General features: G+C 32.3%; 17 protein-coding genes and 2 pseudogenes. 8 read left to right on the top strand and 11 right to left on the bottom strand.

The features are described from left to right. The 7 genes and pseudogenes from QGM60_RS14895 to QGM60_RS14925 all read right to left on the bottom strand — a co-directional run bounded on the left by QGM60_RS14895 (nt 1) and on the right by QGM60_RS14925 (nt 6,223). Nucleotides 1-738: a hypothetical protein gene (locus QGM60_RS14895; RefSeq protein ID WP_281141044.1), complete on the bottom strand. Its 738-nt coding sequence runs from the start codon at nt 736-738 to the stop codon at nt 1-3. Nucleotides 739-836: 98 nt separating this feature from the next. Next, nucleotides 837-1,073 (bottom strand): annotated as a pseudogene (locus QGM60_RS14900) (BRCT domain-containing protein); the annotation flags it as partial. 174 nt (nt 1,074-1,247) lie between these two features. Next, a pseudogene (locus tag QGM60_RS14905) lies at nt 1,248-1,712 on the bottom strand (exonuclease domain-containing protein); the annotation flags it as partial. Next, the gene (ligA, locus tag QGM60_RS14910; protein WP_281141045.1) at nt 1,705-4,149 is read right to left on the bottom strand and encodes an NAD-dependent DNA ligase LigA; all 2,445 of its coding nucleotides are present in this window, start codon (nt 4,147-4,149) and stop codon (nt 1,705-1,707) included. The pseudogene QGM60_RS14905 and the gene ligA, both read right to left, overlap by 8 nt. Before the next feature lie 4 nt (nt 4,150-4,153). Continuing rightward, nucleotides 4,154-4,735 (bottom strand): TIGR00730 family Rossman fold protein, encoded by a 582-nt coding sequence (locus tag QGM60_RS14915; RefSeq protein WP_281141046.1) that lies wholly within the window; start codon nt 4,733-4,735, stop codon nt 4,154-4,156. A gap of 93 nt (nt 4,736-4,828) precedes the next feature. Further along, complete coding sequence (gene prmC, locus QGM60_RS14920) at nt 4,829-5,731, bottom strand: peptide chain release factor N(5)-glutamine methyltransferase (protein WP_281141047.1); 903 nt, start codon at nt 5,729-5,731, stop codon at nt 4,829-4,831. Next, nucleotides 5,732-6,223, bottom strand: a complete 492-nt coding sequence (locus QGM60_RS14925; protein ID WP_281141048.1) for a GNAT family N-acetyltransferase — start codon at nt 6,221-6,223, stop codon at nt 5,732-5,734. A gap of 33 nt (nt 6,224-6,256) precedes the next feature. Between QGM60_RS14925 and ribD the strand changes: the two genes are divergently transcribed. From ribD to QGM60_RS14945, 4 genes are read left to right on the top strand one after another with little or no spacing between them, the layout of a single operon-like run. Further along, nucleotides 6,257-7,261 carry a bifunctional diaminohydroxyphosphoribosylaminopyrimidine deaminase/5-amino-6-(5-phosphoribosylamino)uracil reductase RibD gene (gene ribD / locus QGM60_RS14930; RefSeq protein WP_281141049.1) on the top strand — a complete coding sequence of 335 codons (1,005 nt, stop codon included), beginning with the start codon at nt 6,257-6,259 and terminating at the stop codon, nt 7,259-7,261. Then, entirely contained in the window at nt 7,254-7,865 is a 612-nt protein-coding gene (locus tag QGM60_RS14935; RefSeq protein WP_281141050.1) for an HAD family phosphatase, read from the top strand. The genes ribD and QGM60_RS14935 overlap by 8 nt, the downstream gene beginning before the upstream one ends. Nucleotides 7,866-7,868: 3 nt before the next feature. Beyond that, nucleotides 7,869-8,720 carry a DMT family transporter gene (locus tag QGM60_RS14940; RefSeq protein ID WP_281141051.1) on the top strand — a complete coding sequence of 284 codons (852 nt, stop codon included), beginning with the start codon at nt 7,869-7,871 and terminating at the stop codon, nt 8,718-8,720. A 3-nt stretch (nt 8,721-8,723) separates the two neighbouring features. Then, nucleotides 8,724-9,326: a YigZ family protein gene (locus QGM60_RS14945; protein WP_281141074.1), complete on the top strand. Its 603-nt coding sequence runs from the start codon at nt 8,724-8,726 to the stop codon at nt 9,324-9,326. On the opposite strand, the gene QGM60_RS14950 is transcribed toward QGM60_RS14945, so the two are convergent. After that, nucleotides 9,321-9,728, bottom strand: a complete 408-nt coding sequence (locus QGM60_RS14950; protein ID WP_281141052.1) for a thioesterase family protein — start codon at nt 9,726-9,728, stop codon at nt 9,321-9,323. The two genes, QGM60_RS14945 and QGM60_RS14950, sit on opposite strands and share 6 nt — an antisense overlap. 199 nt (nt 9,729-9,927) lie before the next feature. Between QGM60_RS14950 and dnaA the strand changes: the two genes are divergently transcribed. The 4 genes from dnaA (at nt 9,928) to QGM60_RS14970 (ending at nt 14,009) form a co-directional block, all read left to right on the top strand. Next, complete coding sequence (gene dnaA / locus QGM60_RS14955; RefSeq protein WP_281141053.1) at nt 9,928-11,355, top strand: chromosomal replication initiator protein DnaA; 1,428 nt, start codon at nt 9,928-9,930, stop codon at nt 11,353-11,355. A 12-nt stretch (nt 11,356-11,367) separates the two neighbouring features. Continuing rightward, complete coding sequence (locus tag QGM60_RS14960) at nt 11,368-11,832, top strand: low molecular weight protein-tyrosine-phosphatase (RefSeq protein ID WP_281141054.1); 465 nt, start codon at nt 11,368-11,370, stop codon at nt 11,830-11,832. Nucleotides 11,833-11,898: 66 nt separating this feature from the next. Next, nucleotides 11,899-13,290, top strand: coding sequence for a PQQ-dependent sugar dehydrogenase (locus QGM60_RS14965; protein ID WP_281141055.1), 1,392 nt, complete (start codon nt 11,899-11,901; stop codon nt 13,288-13,290). Nucleotides 13,291-13,292: 2 nt separating this feature from the next. Next, a complete protein-coding gene (locus QGM60_RS14970) occupies nt 13,293-14,009 on the top strand; it encodes an SAM-dependent methyltransferase (RefSeq protein ID WP_281141056.1) in 717 nt (238 codons plus the stop codon). A 3-nt stretch (nt 14,010-14,012) separates the two neighbouring features. Here QGM60_RS14970 and QGM60_RS14975 read toward each other — a convergent pair whose 3' ends face one another. From QGM60_RS14975 to mltG, 3 genes are all read right to left on the bottom strand, one after another. Further along, nucleotides 14,013-14,669 carry a peptidoglycan-binding protein LysM gene (locus QGM60_RS14975; RefSeq protein ID WP_281141057.1) on the bottom strand — a complete coding sequence of 219 codons (657 nt, stop codon included), beginning with the start codon at nt 14,667-14,669 and terminating at the stop codon, nt 14,013-14,015. 120 nt (nt 14,670-14,789) lie between these two features. Further along, on the bottom strand, nt 14,790-15,677 hold the full coding sequence (locus tag QGM60_RS14980; RefSeq protein ID WP_281141075.1) for a DUF2279 domain-containing protein: 888 nt from the start codon (nt 15,675-15,677) through the stop codon (nt 14,790-14,792). A 12-nt stretch (nt 15,678-15,689) separates the two neighbouring features. Further along, complete coding sequence (gene mltG, locus QGM60_RS14985; protein WP_281141058.1) at nt 15,690-16,733, bottom strand: endolytic transglycosylase MltG; 1,044 nt, start codon at nt 16,731-16,733, stop codon at nt 15,690-15,692. Nucleotide 16,734: the final 1 nt, after the last annotated feature.

The raw sequence follows: 16,734 nt of genomic DNA on the forward strand, positions 1-16,734 counted from the left end.
TCAAGCCTCTAACTCATCAACATATTCTGGCTCTGGACCTGTAAACTCCAATTGCGATTGTAAGTAGAAGAAAATAAAAGCAACAACAAGAAATAAAGAGTACACAAAACTTAGGTTGTTATTATTTTCTAAAATGTAATAGTAAGCTAACTGTATCATTTCAGAAAAGAAAATAAAGATTGATCCTAATAAAAGCAGCATCGATTTATTGTCATTTCTATACATATAATTAATAAGCGCTGCCGATAACAATGTCATTATAACTGCATTGTACGTAAACTCTAAAGCATATTGATATACTGTCAACTCATTTTCAGCGGCAGCAGTTACTAATGTTACACAGAAAACGTCTAGTACTACCAAAACAATTATTGGTATGGGAAGTTTAGAGAAAACAGTCCGTACATTCAAATCTTTCAACAATTTTACTATCAAAGTAGTATAAGAAAGAATGTAAAATATATTAGTACTGTAATAATAAATATCTATACCATGCCATTCATTTAATGGAAAATGATAAGATATAAAATTGAATAAATCGCCTATCGTAAAAAGTAACAAAAACCAAAAAAAGTATTTTGTTCTTTTTTCCGACCATCCATAATATAATGTGGTCAGCAAAATAAGCATTAGTGTACTTATGGCGGCTCCCTTTGTTTCGAGTGCAAAAGCTTGAAGCAAGATAAAAACACCACCTAAAAGTAACAGTATTACTTTTAAGATTCTAGTTGTAGTCATTAATTAATCCCTTATTAATGACCCAAATATAAGAACACAAACAAAATAAACGACAAAAAATCCTATTTTATCGACAAAATGTAAAATATTGTAAGTTTTTACTTTAATAATTCTAAAAACTCACTCTCTGAGAGTATTGTAACCCCTAAATTTTCTGCTTTTGTACGTTTACTAGGCCCCATTTTATCACCAGCAACTAAATAATTGGTCTTAGATGAAATAGAAGAAGGTACTTTTGCACCGTTGTCTTCAATGAGTTTTTTTAATTCATTTCGAGATATAGATTCAAATACTCCAGTGACCACAAACTTCTTCCCTAAAAGCTTATCTGATTGCACATTAAAATATTTCAAAAATTCAATCCTTAATGAAACTGCTTTTTCTTTATCTCTATCAAATATATGTGTATCTAATTGTTTACTATGTCTTTTATTTCTGTCTATAACTTTATAGTCATCTTTCAAAATTTCATCAATGTTTTTAACCTCTAGTAACAAATTAGAAAAAACACTACCACAAACATGAGCATCTTCAAGAGCGTTATGGTAATTGTTTTGTACTATACCATAATACTGACTTATTGTACTTAATCTGTAATTTTGGAGATTTAAAATTTTTCTACTGAGTCTTAGTGTACAATAACATTTAAAATTTGGCATTTCTATATTATATCTATTAAGACAGAATTCTAAAACTGATAAATCAAAACTAGAATTGTGAGCAATGAGTATTCTATTATCAAAAAAATGCTCTATTTCTTTCCAAACTAGATCAAAAGTTTTTTCCTTTTTAACATCATTTAAAGTTATACCATGTATTCTTGTAGTAAAAGGGTTGAATTTTTCAACCATGGGATTTATTAAAGTATAATATTCATTGATGACCTTACCTTCTTTAAACTCAACTATGCCTATGGAACAAGGGTTCTTTCCTATAGCTGTTTCAAAGTCAAAAGAAATATAATGCTCAATCATTTAATAAATTAAAAAATTCTTGTTCACTAATCATTCTAATGTTTTCTTTTTCAGCTTTCATTTTCTTTGATGGCCCCATATTTTCTCCTACAATTAAATAAGAGGTATTCTTAGAAAGTGACCCTAAATTTTTACCTCCATTATCCTCAATTATTTTTTTTAACTGATTTCTATCAACCTGAAATTTACCTGAAACAACAAAATTAAGTCCTTCTAATTTTTTTGAAGTCAATTTCTTTTCCTCCATCTGAAAGGACAAACCAGCTTCTCTTAGCCTATTTATATTCTTTATATTCTTTTCATCTTTAAAAAAAGACTTGATACTATTACCAACACTCTCGCCAATATCTCGTATGGAAATTAGATCCTCTAAATTAGCATTAATCAAATTATTTAAAGATAAGTAATTTTCAGCCAGAGTTTTAGCATTAACCTCACCAACATCTTTAATTCCTAAAGCAAAAAGAACTTTATAAAAGGGTTTATTTTTCGATTTTTCAATTGCTGCCAATATATTTTTTGCTGTCGTTTGCTGAATTCCAACACGGTTTCTATCACTTATTTTTGTTACAAACTCATCAAGTTTACTATCATCATCAACCAAACCAGTAATTGAACTCCCTAATAATTCATCTATGTAATTCAAATTTTGAAAATCAAAATTGAATAAATTGTTAGGATATAAGTCAAATTTTAAATCGATTAATTTATTCAGTGAAACATAACCTTCAAATTGAAGGTAATTATTCAAATCAATAGTATAAAACCTTTCATTCAACAAGTCTAAAAACTTATTAACCTTTCGTTCATTGACGTTATTTGGAAAATTGTTTAATTGAAATAAATCTTCTAATTTGGTAATTTGATTACTTAAAAGTGAAGATTCTTTCTTGGTAAGATTTCCCCAACCATGACTTAAACCAAAAATAGCTTTATCAAGAGAAACTTGTAACTGACCATCTTTCTTTAAACCAGCTTCATCATTTTCAAGCCACATTCTTAAACCATTTATCTCGTTAAATTTTAAATAATATAAATCAGAGTAGTTTTTAATTTTATTATGATGATATAGTAATTCGATTATCCCTTTACCCATACCCTCTATATCCATAGCTTTTCTTGAAACAAAATGTTCAATCCTACCTATTATTTGAGGTTTACAACCAACCTTATTAGGGCAATAGTGTTTTGCTTCACCTTCTAGACGAATCAATTCTGTTTCACATTCTGGGCAATGTGTTATATAATTTGTTGGTGCGGAATTCTCTGGTCTTTTAGTGAGGTCGACAGCTATGATTTTTGGGATGATTTCACCACCTTTTTCAACAAAGACTTCATCTCCTACTCTAACGTCTAGTTTTTCAATCTGATCGGCATTATGTAAAGACGCACGTTTTACAATAGTTCCTGCCAATTCCACAGGTTCTAGATTCGCAACTGGAGTTATAGCGCCTGTTCTACCTACTTGATAGGTGATTTCATTTAAACGTGTAGATACCTGCTCTGCCTTAAACTTATATGCCATTGCCCAACGTGGAGCTTTAGCGGTATAACCAAGTTCATCTTGCTGATAAAAACTATTCACCTTTACTACTACTCCATCAATCTCGTAAGGTAATTCGTGTCTATGTTCGTCCCAATAACTAATATAGTCTAAAACCTCATCTATAGAATTGACTAATTTGGCTTCTTTGGGTACTTTAAATCCCCAAGCTCTAGCTTTTTCTAAACCTTCAAATTGTGTAGAAATATTTAAATTGTTCCCTTTAATACTATACAGCAAACATTCTAAAGGTCGCTTAGCCACCTCAGCACTATCTTGAAGTTTTAAACTTCCTGAGGCCGTATTTCTTGGATTTCTGTATGGTTCTTCGTCATTAGCAATACGCTCTTTATTCATTTTCATGAAGCCTTCTATCGGAAGGATAATCTCGCCTCTAATATCGAAACGCTCCGGAAAATCACCTTTAAGATGAAGTGGCACTGTTCTTATGGTTTTTACATTAGTGGTTACTTCATCTCCTTGAACTCCGTCTCCACGAGTCACAGCTCTGATTAATTTACCATTTTCGTAAGTAAGATTCATGGAAGCTCCATCATACTTTAATTCACAAGTATATTGTAGGTCTCCATCAACTATCTTTTTGATACGTTTTTCCCAATCGAGTAAATCTTCTTTGGAATAGGAATTATCCAAAGAATACATTCTAAAATCGTGAACTACCGTATTGAAATTCTTTGTTATAGTACCACCAACACGTTGCGTAGGAGAATTAGCATCGAAAAATTCGGGATGCGCATCTTCTAGTGCTTGAAGTTCTTTTAGTTTTATATCGAACTCGTAATCACTAATTGTAGGATTATCGAGTATGTAGTAATTATAATTGTGTTGACGAAGTTCGTCTCTTAAGGATTGTATTTTTTCTTTAATATCCATTTATTTATAAACCTTCTTTATTCAACCATTTAGGAGCTGGCAACGGTTTGTAATTATTCATTTTATTGAGTAAACCATCAATAGTATCATCCACAACTACAGCATCTAAATTTTCCTGTTTTAAAAAACCTCTATTCACCATAACCTTACATTGTTCTAAAAGCGGATCATAATAACCGTTGATGTTCAAAATGCCTATTGGCTTTGTATGCAAGCCGAGTTGACCCCAAGTAGTGATTTCAAAAAATTCGTCCATAGTACCAAAACCACCTGGAATAATTATAAATCCATCACTTTTTTCATACATAATGATTTTTCTATCATGCATGTTCTCTGTGGTTATTAATTCAGTAAGCTCAGTATGAACAATTTCTTTGGTTTTAAGAAACGTCGGAATAACACCAATGGTTTTACCTCCATTCTCAATAAGACTTTCAGCGACCTTACCCATTATACCAATCTTTGCAGCACCATACACTAATGTGATCTGTCTTTCCGCTAAAGTCTTTCCTAGTTTGAATGCGGTATTGATTATATCTTTATCATTTCCTTCGCTACTTCCGCAAAAAACTGATATACTATTCATAGTTATATTGTAGTGATAATATAGATTTGACTTATTGAAGTTCCTGCTTACACTTCGACAAGCTCAGTGTGACACTCAGGAATATAATTAATTTTACTTTTTAGTTCCTTTAAGCATTCTATCGTTACCAAAAATGTCTTTTCGTAATTCTACATTTTTTAAATTAACATCCTTTAAAAGTTGCTCTGTTTCTCGTCCAAGATACTGGTTAATTTCAAAATAGAGTGAACCATTTGGCTTCAACTTATCAACAGCAAAATTGGTAATTGCTTTATAAAAAATTAGTGGATTATCATCTTCTACAAACAATGCCAAATGTGGCTCGTTGTCTAAAACATTTGGTTTTATTTCTTGCTTTTCTAATTCCCTAACATATGGTGGATTTGATACGATAATGTCAAAAAGCCCATTCTGTTTCTGCGAGATATCTTTCTCAAAAGAAAAGAAGATCTCATTTACCAAATTGAGCGCGTTACCTCTTATAAACCGAATGTCTACATTGTTATGTTCTGCATTTTCTTTAGCAATCTTCAATGCAGACTCAGACACATCTAAAGCATAAACATTACCGTTAGTCAAATGTTTTGCTAGTGAAATTGCAATACAACCTGATCCTGTTCCTATATCTAGAATATTAATTTCTTCATCAATGTTTCGACTTTGCTCAACGTGAGATTTTATAATCCAATCCACAAGCTCTTCTGTTTCTGGTCTTGGGATTAACACGTTGTTATTCACTTTAAACTGTAATCCGTAGAATTCAGTTTCACCTAAGATATATTGAATAGGTTGTTGATTTTTCAAACGTTCCAAAACTTTGAAAAAAGTATCAACTTCAGACTTCATTATGGTAGTATTAGGCTCTAAAGCCAATTTAACCCTAGAAATATCTAGATAGTGCTCTGTTAACAAAAAGAAGAAGCTCTGCACTTCATCCTTTCCGTAAATATCATCAAGTTCTTGATGAAAAATATGTTTTAATTCAATTAGTTTCATTTACAAATCCTTTAGCATCCATTCTGTACAGGAATAGTGCCCTGTATTACCAAGCGGTTGATCTAAACTTTTGAAGCCTACTTTGTGATATAATTTTCTAGCTTCTGTCATATAAGGCAAAGTTTCAAGATAACATTGCTCAAAGCCTTCTGATTTTGCAAAATCGAGACAGGTTTTCATCATCAAGCTACCAAGCCCCTTTCCTCTGGCTTCAGACATAAAATACATCTTTTGCAATTCACAAACGTTACCATCATAACTTTCTAATGATGCAATACCAGCACCTCCTAAAATGTTACCATCCTTTTCTACAACAAAATATCTCTTTTTAGGTTTGCTGTAAGTTTCTGTCATGCAATCTAAAGCCGCATCTTCATAGGCAGTGCCAACTTTTGGTGCTCCATACTCTATTAAAACTGCTCTAATAGCCTTAGCTATTTTAGCATCATCTTGCACTTGTATCTCGCGAATGACAAAGTTATTATTGCTCACTTTATTTGTTATTTTTACATCCTGAAATTCGGGATGAAGATACACGAAAAATATATAAATCGTTGTTTGCAAATTGCTAAAAATGGATTAGGTACTACGCGACCAAACCCTATGGTTGGTGCTGTTATTGTCTACAATAAAAAAATCATTGGAGAAGGTTTTACCAGTCCTTACGGACAAGCCCATGCCGAAGTTAATGCTATCAATTCTGTAAAAGACAAAAGCTTATTATCCAAAAGCACAATTTACGTCACTTTAGAGCCGTGCAGCCATTATGGTAAAACACCTCCTTGCAGCGATTTAATTATTGAGAACAAAATTCCAAATGTGGTTATTGGTTGTATCGATGATAATCCTGAAGTAGCTGGAAAAGGCATTCAAAAATTAAGAGATGCTGGGTGCAGTGTCATTGTTGGAGTTCTTGAAAAAGATTGCAAAAAACATTTGAAACGTTTTTTCAGTTTTCACAATAAGAAACGACCATATATTATTTTAAAATGGGCAGAAACCAAAGATGGATTTATCGCTCCGCAAACAAAAGATGAACAAAAACCTGTTTGGATTACCAATATTTATTCTAGACAATTAGTACATAAATGGCGCGCTGAAGAACAAGCTATTTTAGTTGGCACCAATACTGTTATTGAAGACAACCCAAGCTTAACTGTTAGAGATTGGTGTGGAAACAATCCTTCTAGAATCGTGCTAGACCGTAATTCTAAGTTAGACACTTCTTTTTCTGTTTTTAACACACAAGCAGAAACCATAACAATTACCGAAAAAGATATTGATTTTGAAAAGCCAATAGCGTATCAAATCGGGAGTTTTCTTCATTCAAATTCCATAAACTCTGTAATTATTGAAGGTGGTTCTAAAACACTTCAAACGTTTATAGAAGAAGATATTTGGGACGAAGCTAGGGTGTTTATCGGTAATTCAGAATTTAAATCTGGGATTAAAGCACCTGATTTTGAAGGGAATTTGATTTCTGAGACTAAAATAAAAAAAGATACATTAAGAATTTACACCAATGATTAACACATTAATATTCGATTTTGGAGATGTCTTTATCAATTTAGACAAAAAAGGCGCAATGCAAAATGCCTTGACGCTTTTTCAATTGGAAGAATTTGATGACGACATGATTCAAACCAATATTCAATATGAAATTGGCAGAATTTCAACAAATGAGTTTATTGCTTTTTATTCTAATAAGTTTCCTAACTTGAGTGAAAAGCAAATCATTGATGCATGGAACTTCATTATTAAAGATTTTCCAAAATACCGATTAGACTTTTTAAAAGCTTTATCCAAAGAAAAGAAATATAAACTCATATTATTGAGTAATACCAACCATATGCATATCGATTATGTGAAATCTCAAGTTGATTTCTTTGATGAGTTCAAAAACTGTTTTGATATTTTTTATTTATCACAAGAAATCCATTTAAGAAAGCCCAATGCAGATATCTATGAGTTTGTATTGTCTGAGAACAACCTAAATCCTCAAGAATGCTTTTTTGTAGATGACACAAAAGAAAATACTGATACCGCCAACAAGCTTGGTATCAATGTTTGGAATATTGACGAAACTAAAGAAGATGTAATTAATCTTTTCGAAATTAATAAGCACATATTCTAGTCTATGTATTTATTACTAAGTATACTTTGTTCCACACTTATTTTTGTGGTTTTTAAAACCATAAATAAATACAACATTAGCACGCTACAAGTTATTGTACTCAACTATTTTGTTGCTTGCGCTATAGGCTTATTCTCTTTTGAAGAAAAAATAACACCAGTAAATTCCATAAAATCCGATTGGTTTTTAGGAGCACTATTTTTAGGTTTCTTATTTATAAGCATCTTTTTTGTTATGGCAAAAACGGCACAGAACAATGGAGTTTCAGTAGCTTCAGTGGCTTCAAAAATGAGTGTTGTTTTACCTATAATTTTTGGTATTTATGTTTATCATGAAAGTACTGGTCTACAAAAAATACTCGGTATTGTTTTAGCTTTAGTAGCTGTTTACCTCACTTCGGTAAAGTCTTCTTCAAACGTAAACTTTAAAAAGAATCTATTGTTACCTATTATTCTCTTTTTTGGTTCTGGTACAATAGACACCACAATAAAATATATTGAAACTACTTACGTACCAGAAAAAAGTATTCCGCTTTTTTCTGCTTCAATATTTGGCATAGCAGCAATTTTAGGTATAATTATTTTAGTTATAAAACGTGAATTCGACATTACTTTGAAAGCTATTTTGGGCGGCCTTACACTTGGCATAATTAACTATGGTTCTATTTACTTTCTTTTAAAAGCATTAGATCATGAACTATTTGAAAGCTCCACACTATTTACCGTAAATAATGTTGGTGTAGTAATGTTATCTACATTAACAGGCTTAATTTTCTTTAAAGAGCATCTTTCAAAAACCAATTGGGCTGGTATTCTACTTGCTGTAATCTCAATAATTTTAGTGACTTTAAATTAAATGATGGACGACATATACAAAACCATAACCAAATCAGCTGAAGGAGAATTATTTAAAGATAAAGGTAGTAAGTTTTATAGCTATGTATTTCCTATTACTAATGAAGACCAAGCTAAAAATCATATCGAAACCTTAAAAAAGCAACATCATAATGCAAGACACTGGTGTTATGCTTATCAAATAGGTATTGAGGACATACAATACAGAGCCAATGATGATGGAGAGCCCAACAATTCTGCTGGAATGCCTATCTACGGACAAATACAGTCTTTTGAAGTCACAAATGTGCTAGTAGTTGTTGTTCGTTATTTTGGTGGAACTAAGCTTGGTGTTGGTGGTTTAATCAATGCCTATAAAACGAGTGCTCAATTAGCACTTGAAGCAGCTAAGATTGTTGAAAAAACCATCAATAAAAATTTCACTTTAAAATTTGAATATAAAAACATGAGTAAAGTGATGCGATTATTGAAAGAAAATGACGTTGAAATCATCAATCAAAAATTAGAACTTAACTGTTTGTTGGAAATATCTGTCAGAAAAAACAACAGCTCTAATGTGTTTGAACTTTTTAGTGAATTTTACGGAGTAAAAATCACTGAATTATAACGAATAATCTTGCAGTTTATCTAAAAGATATTTTGGGCATCTTGTTGGCCTGTTTCTCTCTTTATCAATAAATGCTAAAACAGTACTCCCAGTCGCCAGTAAAACGCCTGATTCCGTGGTTAATTCATAATAAAATTCAATAGATGCTGTAGGCATCTTCTTAAGCATAGTTTTTACTTTAAGAACATCATCGTAACGTGCTGAATTTTTGTAATTTATGTTTAACGAAACAACTGGCAACATAATACCATCAGCCTCCATCCCACTGTAGCTCAAGCCAAACTCTCGTAACCACTCTGTTCTACCGACTTCAAAGTAGACTGCGTAATTGGCATGGTACACCACACCCATCTGATCTGTTTCACCATAACGCACCCTTATTTTTGTCTCATTAAAATTCATTTTTATAACTTGGTTTAAGAAAAATTTTGTAGATTTAAAGATGTTTTAAACATGGGGAAAAATTTCTAAATATTCAATGATATTTGATTTTTTTTTTAAGAATTTTGTTCACATATTTGTCCTGTTCAAAACAACAAGAGAATCCCTATTCTCTTTTTTTTTGCTAATCTAACTAACACAGAAAAATTTAACTTAGAGCATGGAGATCACAGCGCAATCTGTATGGAGTAATTGTCTCGCATTTATAAAAGATAATATACAACCACAAGCCTACAAAACATGGTTTGAACCTATAGAAGCTGTTAAACTTACCGGTAATGCTTTGAGTATTCAAGTACCTAGTAAATTTTTCTATGAGTGGCTTGAAGAACACTATGTAAAAATCCTTAAAGTTGCCCTTACAAAAGAGTTAGGTGAAGATGCTAAATTGGTGTATGTTATTAAGATGGAAAACACCTATGGCAACAAGCAACCTTTTACAGAAAAAATACCAAGCTCTAACAGATCTGCAGTTAAGTCTCAAGATGTAGATGTGCCTTTTAATAATAAAAGTCCTGAATTAAAGAATCCTTTTATAATTCCTGGAATTAGAAATGTAAAAATTGAATCGCAATTAAACCCGAGTTACAGTTTTGAAAATTTCTTAGAAGGTGATTCTAACAGATTAGCCAGAAACGCAGGTATTGCTGTAGCTAACAAACCAGGTGGCACATCATTTAATCCGCTTTTGATTTTTGGTGGTGTTGGTCTTGGAAAAACACATTTAGCTCATGCTATTGGTGTTGATATTAAAGACAAATACCCAGAAAAAACTGTACTATATATTTCTGCCGAAAAATTTACGCAACAGTATATTGATTCGGTTAAGAAAAATAATAGAAATGATTTTATTCACTTCTATCAAATTATAGACGTCTTAATTATTGATGACGTTCAGTTCTTATCTGGTAAAACAGGTACTCAGGATGTTTTCTTCCATATCTTCAATCATTTACATCAAAATGGTAAGCAGGTTATCCTAACAAGTGATAAAGCTCCTGTTGATATGCAAGATATTGAACAACGTTTATTATCACGTTTTAAATGGGGACTTTCTGCTGAATTACAATCACCAGATTTTGAAACAAGAGTTTCTATCCTTAAAAATAAGCTTTACAGAGATGGTGTTGAAATGCCAGAAGAAATTGTTGAGTATGTTGCTAAACATATCAAAACAAATGTAAGAGAGCTTGAAGGTGCAATTATTTCATTAATCGCTCAGTCTTCTTTCAACAAAAAAGAGATTACAATTAATCTTGCTAAAGATATTGTTGAGAAATTTGTTAAGAATACCAAGCGTGAAGTTTCTATTGATTACATCCAAAAAGTAGTTTCTGATTATTTCCAAATGGATGTCAGTACTCTACAATCTAAAACGCGTAAAAGACATATTGTTCAAGCTAGACAATTAGCTATGTTTTTCGCTAAAAAATATACAAAAGCATCTTTAGCTAGTATTGGTTCTCAAATTGGGCAACGCGATCATGCAACCGTACTTCATGCTTGTAAAACTGTAGATAATTTATCTTCAACCGACAAGCAGTTTAGAAAGTATGTTGAAGATCTTTCTAAAAAGCTATCACTTTAATAATCACAGATTATGACTCGCATTTTAATGGTGTGCTTGGGTAATATTTGCCGTTCGCCATTAGCACATGGTGTCATGGAATCAAAATTACCAGAAGATTTATTTTATGTAGATTCTGCTGGCACAGGTGCTTATCATATTGGAAATCCACCCGATCATCGTTCGATTAAAGTAGCTAGAAATCACGGCTTAGATATTAGTACGCAAAGCGCTAGACAATTCAAAGTATCTGACTTTGATACTTTTGATTACATCTTTGCAATGGATCAATCCAACTACAACAATATTGTTAGTTTAGCTCGCAACAATGCAGATATTGGTAAGGTGAAATTATTTCTAGAAGAAAACACTTCTATTTCCAATAAAAATGTTCCTGACCCTTATTACGGAGACATGCGCGATTTTGAACATGTTTTTTATTTAATTAAAAATACTTCAGAACTCATAGCTAGTAAGTTAATAAAAGCTAACCGATAGCAGTAATTCTTTCCATTCTTTTATTTTTTTGTAATTTCAATACGTTAACTCTCAAAAATTAACGCTATGAAAAAATTATTTACGCTTATATCTATATTATTTTTTTCCATTTCATTTTCTCAAGATATAGATTTAGAATCTTTTGCTACAGGTTTCAATAGACCTGTAAACATAAAACATGCTGGAGATGATAGACTTTTTGTTGCGGAACAAGATGGCATTATAAAAATTGTAAATTCTGATGGTACTACTGAATCAACAAATTTCTTGGACATAACATCTCTAGTTGGAAGTGTCGGGAATGAGCAAGGCCTCTTAGGCTTGGCTTTTCATCCTAATTATGCTACTAACGGGTATTTCTTTGTTAATTATACTAACAATTCAGGAGATACGGTAATTTCGAGATTTTCTAGAATTGGTACTAGCCCAGAAATTGCTGATCCAAATTCCGAATTAATCATTTTGACTTACACACAACCCTACAGTAACCATAATGGAGGTGAACTTCATTTTAGTCCTGACGGTTACCTATATATTTCTAGTGGAGATGGCGGCTCTGGTGGTGATCCTGATGATAATGGGCAAAGTCTTAACACATTGCTGGGAAAATTATTACGAATTGATGTTAACAATTCTACAGCCTCAAATCCTTATGATATTCCTTCAGACAATCCTTTTGTAGGCAACACTACTGTGAATCAGGAAATTTGGGCTTATGGTTTACGAAATGCGTGGAAATTTTCTTTTGATAGCATGACGGACGATCTGTGGATTGCTGATGTTGGGCAAAACGCAAGAGAAGAAATAAACCAAGCTGCAATAACTGAAGCTGGACTTAATTACGGTTGGAGGTGCTATGAAGGCAACAATACTTATAACACAACAGGCTGCCCAAATAGCAGCACTTTAACCTTTCCCATTTATGAATATGCACATTCTGGTGGTCGATGTTCTATAACTGGAGGTTATGTTTACAGAGGTTCTACTTTTTCTAATATGAATGGTTTGTATTTTTTTGCTGACTTATGCACTCAAGAAATTGGATATTTGAATTTTGAAGGAGGAAGTTGGAACGCAACTTATGAAGTTTTTTCTGGAAATTGGGTAGCCTTTGGTGAAGATGTGAATAACGAACTATATGTTGCCGACCTTAATGGTAGTATCTACAAAATAATAGACAATACACTTAGCATTAACGAAAACACATTAGATTCTATATCAATCTATCCTAACCCTGCAAGCCATATACTTCATTTAGATTTTTCAAATAACCTGAATAGTTTATCAGCTGACATAAAAATTTATGACATTCAAGGAAAGTTAATTAAATCAATTCTAAAAGATAAAAACGATACCTTTACCAGTATTGAAATTTCAAATATGAAAAGTGGTTTTTACATCGTAAAAATTAATTCTGAAGACGATAAAGAAATCACCAAAAAACTTGTTATCAATTAATAATGACTGATTCAAAAGGGAAGCTTTACCTTATTCCTACCCGTTTGGGAGATAACCCGCCTTTGGAAGTTTTACCAATTTCCATCAAAAAAACTATTGAAAATTTAGACTTTTATATAGTTGAAAATGAAAAAACAGCACGTCGTTTTATAAAACGTATTTCACCCGGAAAATCACAACCTTCCCTAAAGCTTAAAGTATTAAACAAATACACTACCGAAGCTGAACGAAACACATATCTGAACGACTGTTTAGAAGGTATTTCTGTTGGGTTATTATCTGAAGCGGGCTGTCCTGCTATTGCAGATCCTGGTGCAGATATTGTTCGTCTTGCACATCAAATGGACATAAGAGTTGTTCCATTAGTTGGCCCATCTTCTATACTACTAGCGTTAATGGGATCTGGTATGAATGGACAAAGTTTTACCTTTAATGGTTATTTACCTATTGATAAAGGGGAAAGAAAAGCCAAATTAAAAACTCTAGAACGCTTATCTTTTGAGCAAAACCAAGCACAGATTTTTATTGAAACACCATACAGAAATATGAAAATGCTTGAAGATTTAGTCAATACACTTCAGCCAAACACTAGGGTTTCTGTAGCCTGTGATTTAACTTTACCAACTGAATTCATAAAAACAAAAGCAGCAAAAGATTGGAAACATAACAAAGAGGATCTTCACAAGAGACCTGCAATTTTTATAATTCAAAAGGATTGAAAACTATAAAGTAACTCTAGCTTTCTTGTTAGGCTCTATGATAGAAGTATCGTATCCTGAAAACTTTTTCATATAATGCTTTACCGTAGAACCGTAAGCATCTGCAAAGTTGTTACCTCCATAACTACGTAAAAACTTTTTTACGCTACCAGGACCAGCAAGATGTGCAGCTGCCAATATACCAGATTCTGTTACTTTCACGCCACCTATAACTTTACCTTCAAATCGTTTGATGTCTTTTCTTAATACCCATTTATTACGAGATGCATTAGCAATAAACGCTTTCTCTTGTAATTCTGGATTGTACAAAAACTGATTTGGAGTATAGATACCTAATATCTTTAATGTCTCAGAACCAAATTGATATTTTCCTAAATAGCCTAACGTATTAACGGTAAAATAATTTCCTCTAGATTCTTTAAACGCTAAAGCTTCTTTAAAACCTTCAAAAGATTTTCCTAAGTGTGGTGTAAATATGTTTGGCTTTACAGTATGGTTATCTGTAACTACAGCCAAATCTTTAGAAATATTGTAGTTTAATTCTAAACCTTCAGTAGAATATGCCTCAGGATTAAGAGCGGAATCTGGGTATAGACCTAAAGCAATAAATACACAGATTGTAAATGGTAAAATAAAATTCTTAACGCTATTTTTTATCATAACAGTTAACCTTTAATGCAAAGTAATTTTTCAATTTTTTGGCTTTGCAAAATTCGGGTGCAAATATACGACTTTTTTTCAGTTATTGAAAATCAACCTTTTAAGTGTTAAAATTTTAACTTAAAAGTAGATATAATGCCATTTTATCCGACCATGGGAGTTCATTTCTAAAGTAGGAAAAGGCACCTTAATAACATTAAAAACGTCAAAAATTGTTTTTAGGAAGTGAGAATTTGTCTTAATTCGGGTTAAATCTACATCTAGACTTAGGTAGTATTGACGTGTTCTATTTTGGTTTGAAAATAAGGGATCATTGGCCTCACCTGTCAGCATTCCATCTGCTCCATATCCAAAAGCAAGATTCAACCAATTTGGGATTTTTTCACTTTTAAAAAATGAATTAATATTTGCACTTAACCAATACGTCTGTCCATTATAATCTTTTAAAAACTCTTCAGTAAAACCATCTCCTAACTTATCTGGTCTTTGAGAAGCATATTGTGTAGAATGAAATGAGTATTTCATTACTATTCGCTGTTCGTTCCATAATAGTTCTTGTCCAGCATACAATCCTGTTCCAGCTGCATTAGCAGCCATATCCGACCAAGAGAAACCCCATTCTTCAGAAAAACCATCCATTATTTCAACAGCAGTTAAAAAACCTAAACCTAATGTAGAGCCATAAAGTAGTTGGTCTTTTTTACTTACTCCAGCCCAATGTAATGTATTAGCTCCTATCCTACCCAATTGATATGAAGAAAATACATGACCTAATTTATCCATCTGAAGCCATTCACCACTATCATCAATCGTTTTGAAACTCGATTTTGGATAATCAGCATACCATAATTGATTCAGTCCAACAAGAGTAGCCAATCCTAATGAAGTTTCTGCAATAGCAACAGTATTTCTTCTAGATTTGTGAAGTGTATCACTTGGTTTTAAAAACTGATTGAGCTTGGATTGAGAAAACCCTAAACTACCTATAAATAAAGTTATGTAGCACAACCACTTCAAATATTATTTGTTTATGCCTTGGGAAGACAAATACCTTTGATACTCACGCGCATTATTATTATGCTGCGCCAAAGTCTTAGCGAATTTGTGATAACCTATACGGTTAGCATCTGCAGCAAAATAAAGGTAACTATGTTTTTCTGGATTTAAAACTGCTTTAATAGCAGACAAATCTGGCATAGCGATTGGTCCTGGTGGTAAACCATTATACATATAAGTATTATAAGGAGAGTTTATTTCTTTGTGTACATTTAAAACACGACGTATAACAGTATTCTTATATTTTGGCAATTGATAAGCTGCAAATTTTAGTGTAGGATCTGCTTGTAATGCCATGCCCAACCTTAATCTATTGAGATACACACCTGCAACTCTTGGTTGTTCGTCAGCTTGTTTAGATTCTTCATGAACAATAGAAGCTAAAGTTATGACTTCACTTGGAGATAAGTTCTGCTTTTTCGCTTGAGCTTTTCTTGTATCCGTCCAAAAACGATTGTATTCAGTAAGCATTCTTTCTCTGAAAGCTTCTGCAGATGTGTTCCAAAAAAACTCATAACTGTTCGGTAAATACATTCCTAAGGCTGTAGCTTTTGTAAATCCATTTTTTGATAAAAAGTCTTTATCTGTCATGGCCTTATAAAGCGAAAGGCTATCCGCTTCAATTTGAGAACCAATTCTTCCTGCTAAATCAGCCAAACTATTTTGATTATTAAAAGCTATTTTTAATGGTAAATTTTTACTTCTAATGGAATTTATAATGTCATTATTATTCATTCCTTTTGAAATCGCAAAACGACCAGCTTTAATATTTGTAGTATACTTTTTTTGTTGAGCTAAAGCATCAAAGCTATCAATATCATCTAATAACGGCGCCAGCTGTTCACGTACTTCTGCATAAGTAGCATTAGTTGGCACATAAATATATGCGGTTTCATTATTGAAGTTTGTGTTAGGTTGAAACATGGCTCCATAAATGTAATAGGCAAAAAGACCAAAAACCACAAGACCTATTAGAGCTATTGCCCAAAGAATTTTTTTAATGTACATA

The sequence above is a fragment of the Winogradskyella sp. SYSU M77433 genome (assembly GCF_029911945.1).
Classification (GTDB): Bacteria; Bacteroidota; Bacteroidia; order Flavobacteriales; family Flavobacteriaceae; genus Winogradskyella.

Coding starts and splice junctions, on each gene's coding strand:
- QGM60_RS14895 (WP_281141044.1), bottom strand. CDS start 738: ATGACTACAACTAGAATCTTAAAAGTAATACTGTTACTTTTAGGTGGT.
- ligA (WP_281141045.1), bottom strand. CDS start 4,149: ATGGATATTAAAGAAAAAATACAATCCTTAAGAGACGAACTTCGTCAA.
- QGM60_RS14915 (WP_281141046.1), bottom strand. CDS start 4,735: ATGAATAGTATATCAGTTTTTTGCGGAAGTAGCGAAGGAAATGATAAA.
- prmC (WP_281141047.1), bottom strand. CDS start 5,731: ATGAAACTAATTGAATTAAAACATATTTTTCATCAAGAACTTGATGAT.
- ribD (WP_281141049.1), top strand. CDS start 6,257: ATGAAGATACACGAAAAATATATAAATCGTTGTTTGCAAATTGCTAAA.
- QGM60_RS14935 (WP_281141050.1), top strand. CDS start 7,254: ATGATTAACACATTAATATTCGATTTTGGAGATGTCTTTATCAATTTA.
- QGM60_RS14940 (WP_281141051.1), top strand. CDS start 7,869: ATGTATTTATTACTAAGTATACTTTGTTCCACACTTATTTTTGTGGTT.
- QGM60_RS14945 (WP_281141074.1), top strand. CDS start 8,724: ATGGACGACATATACAAAACCATAACCAAATCAGCTGAAGGAGAATTA.
- QGM60_RS14950 (WP_281141052.1), bottom strand. CDS start 9,728: ATGAATTTTAATGAGACAAAAATAAGGGTGCGTTATGGTGAAACAGAT.
- dnaA (WP_281141053.1), top strand. CDS start 9,928: ATGGAGATCACAGCGCAATCTGTATGGAGTAATTGTCTCGCATTTATA.
- QGM60_RS14960 (WP_281141054.1), top strand. CDS start 11,368: ATGACTCGCATTTTAATGGTGTGCTTGGGTAATATTTGCCGTTCGCCA.
- QGM60_RS14965 (WP_281141055.1), top strand. CDS start 11,899: ATGAAAAAATTATTTACGCTTATATCTATATTATTTTTTTCCATTTCA.
- QGM60_RS14970 (WP_281141056.1), top strand. CDS start 13,293: ATGACTGATTCAAAAGGGAAGCTTTACCTTATTCCTACCCGTTTGGGA.
- QGM60_RS14975 (WP_281141057.1), bottom strand. CDS start 14,669: ATGATAAAAAATAGCGTTAAGAATTTTATTTTACCATTTACAATCTGT.
- mltG (WP_281141058.1), bottom strand. CDS start 16,733: ATGTACATTAAAAAAATTCTTTGGGCAATAGCTCTAATAGGTCTTGTG.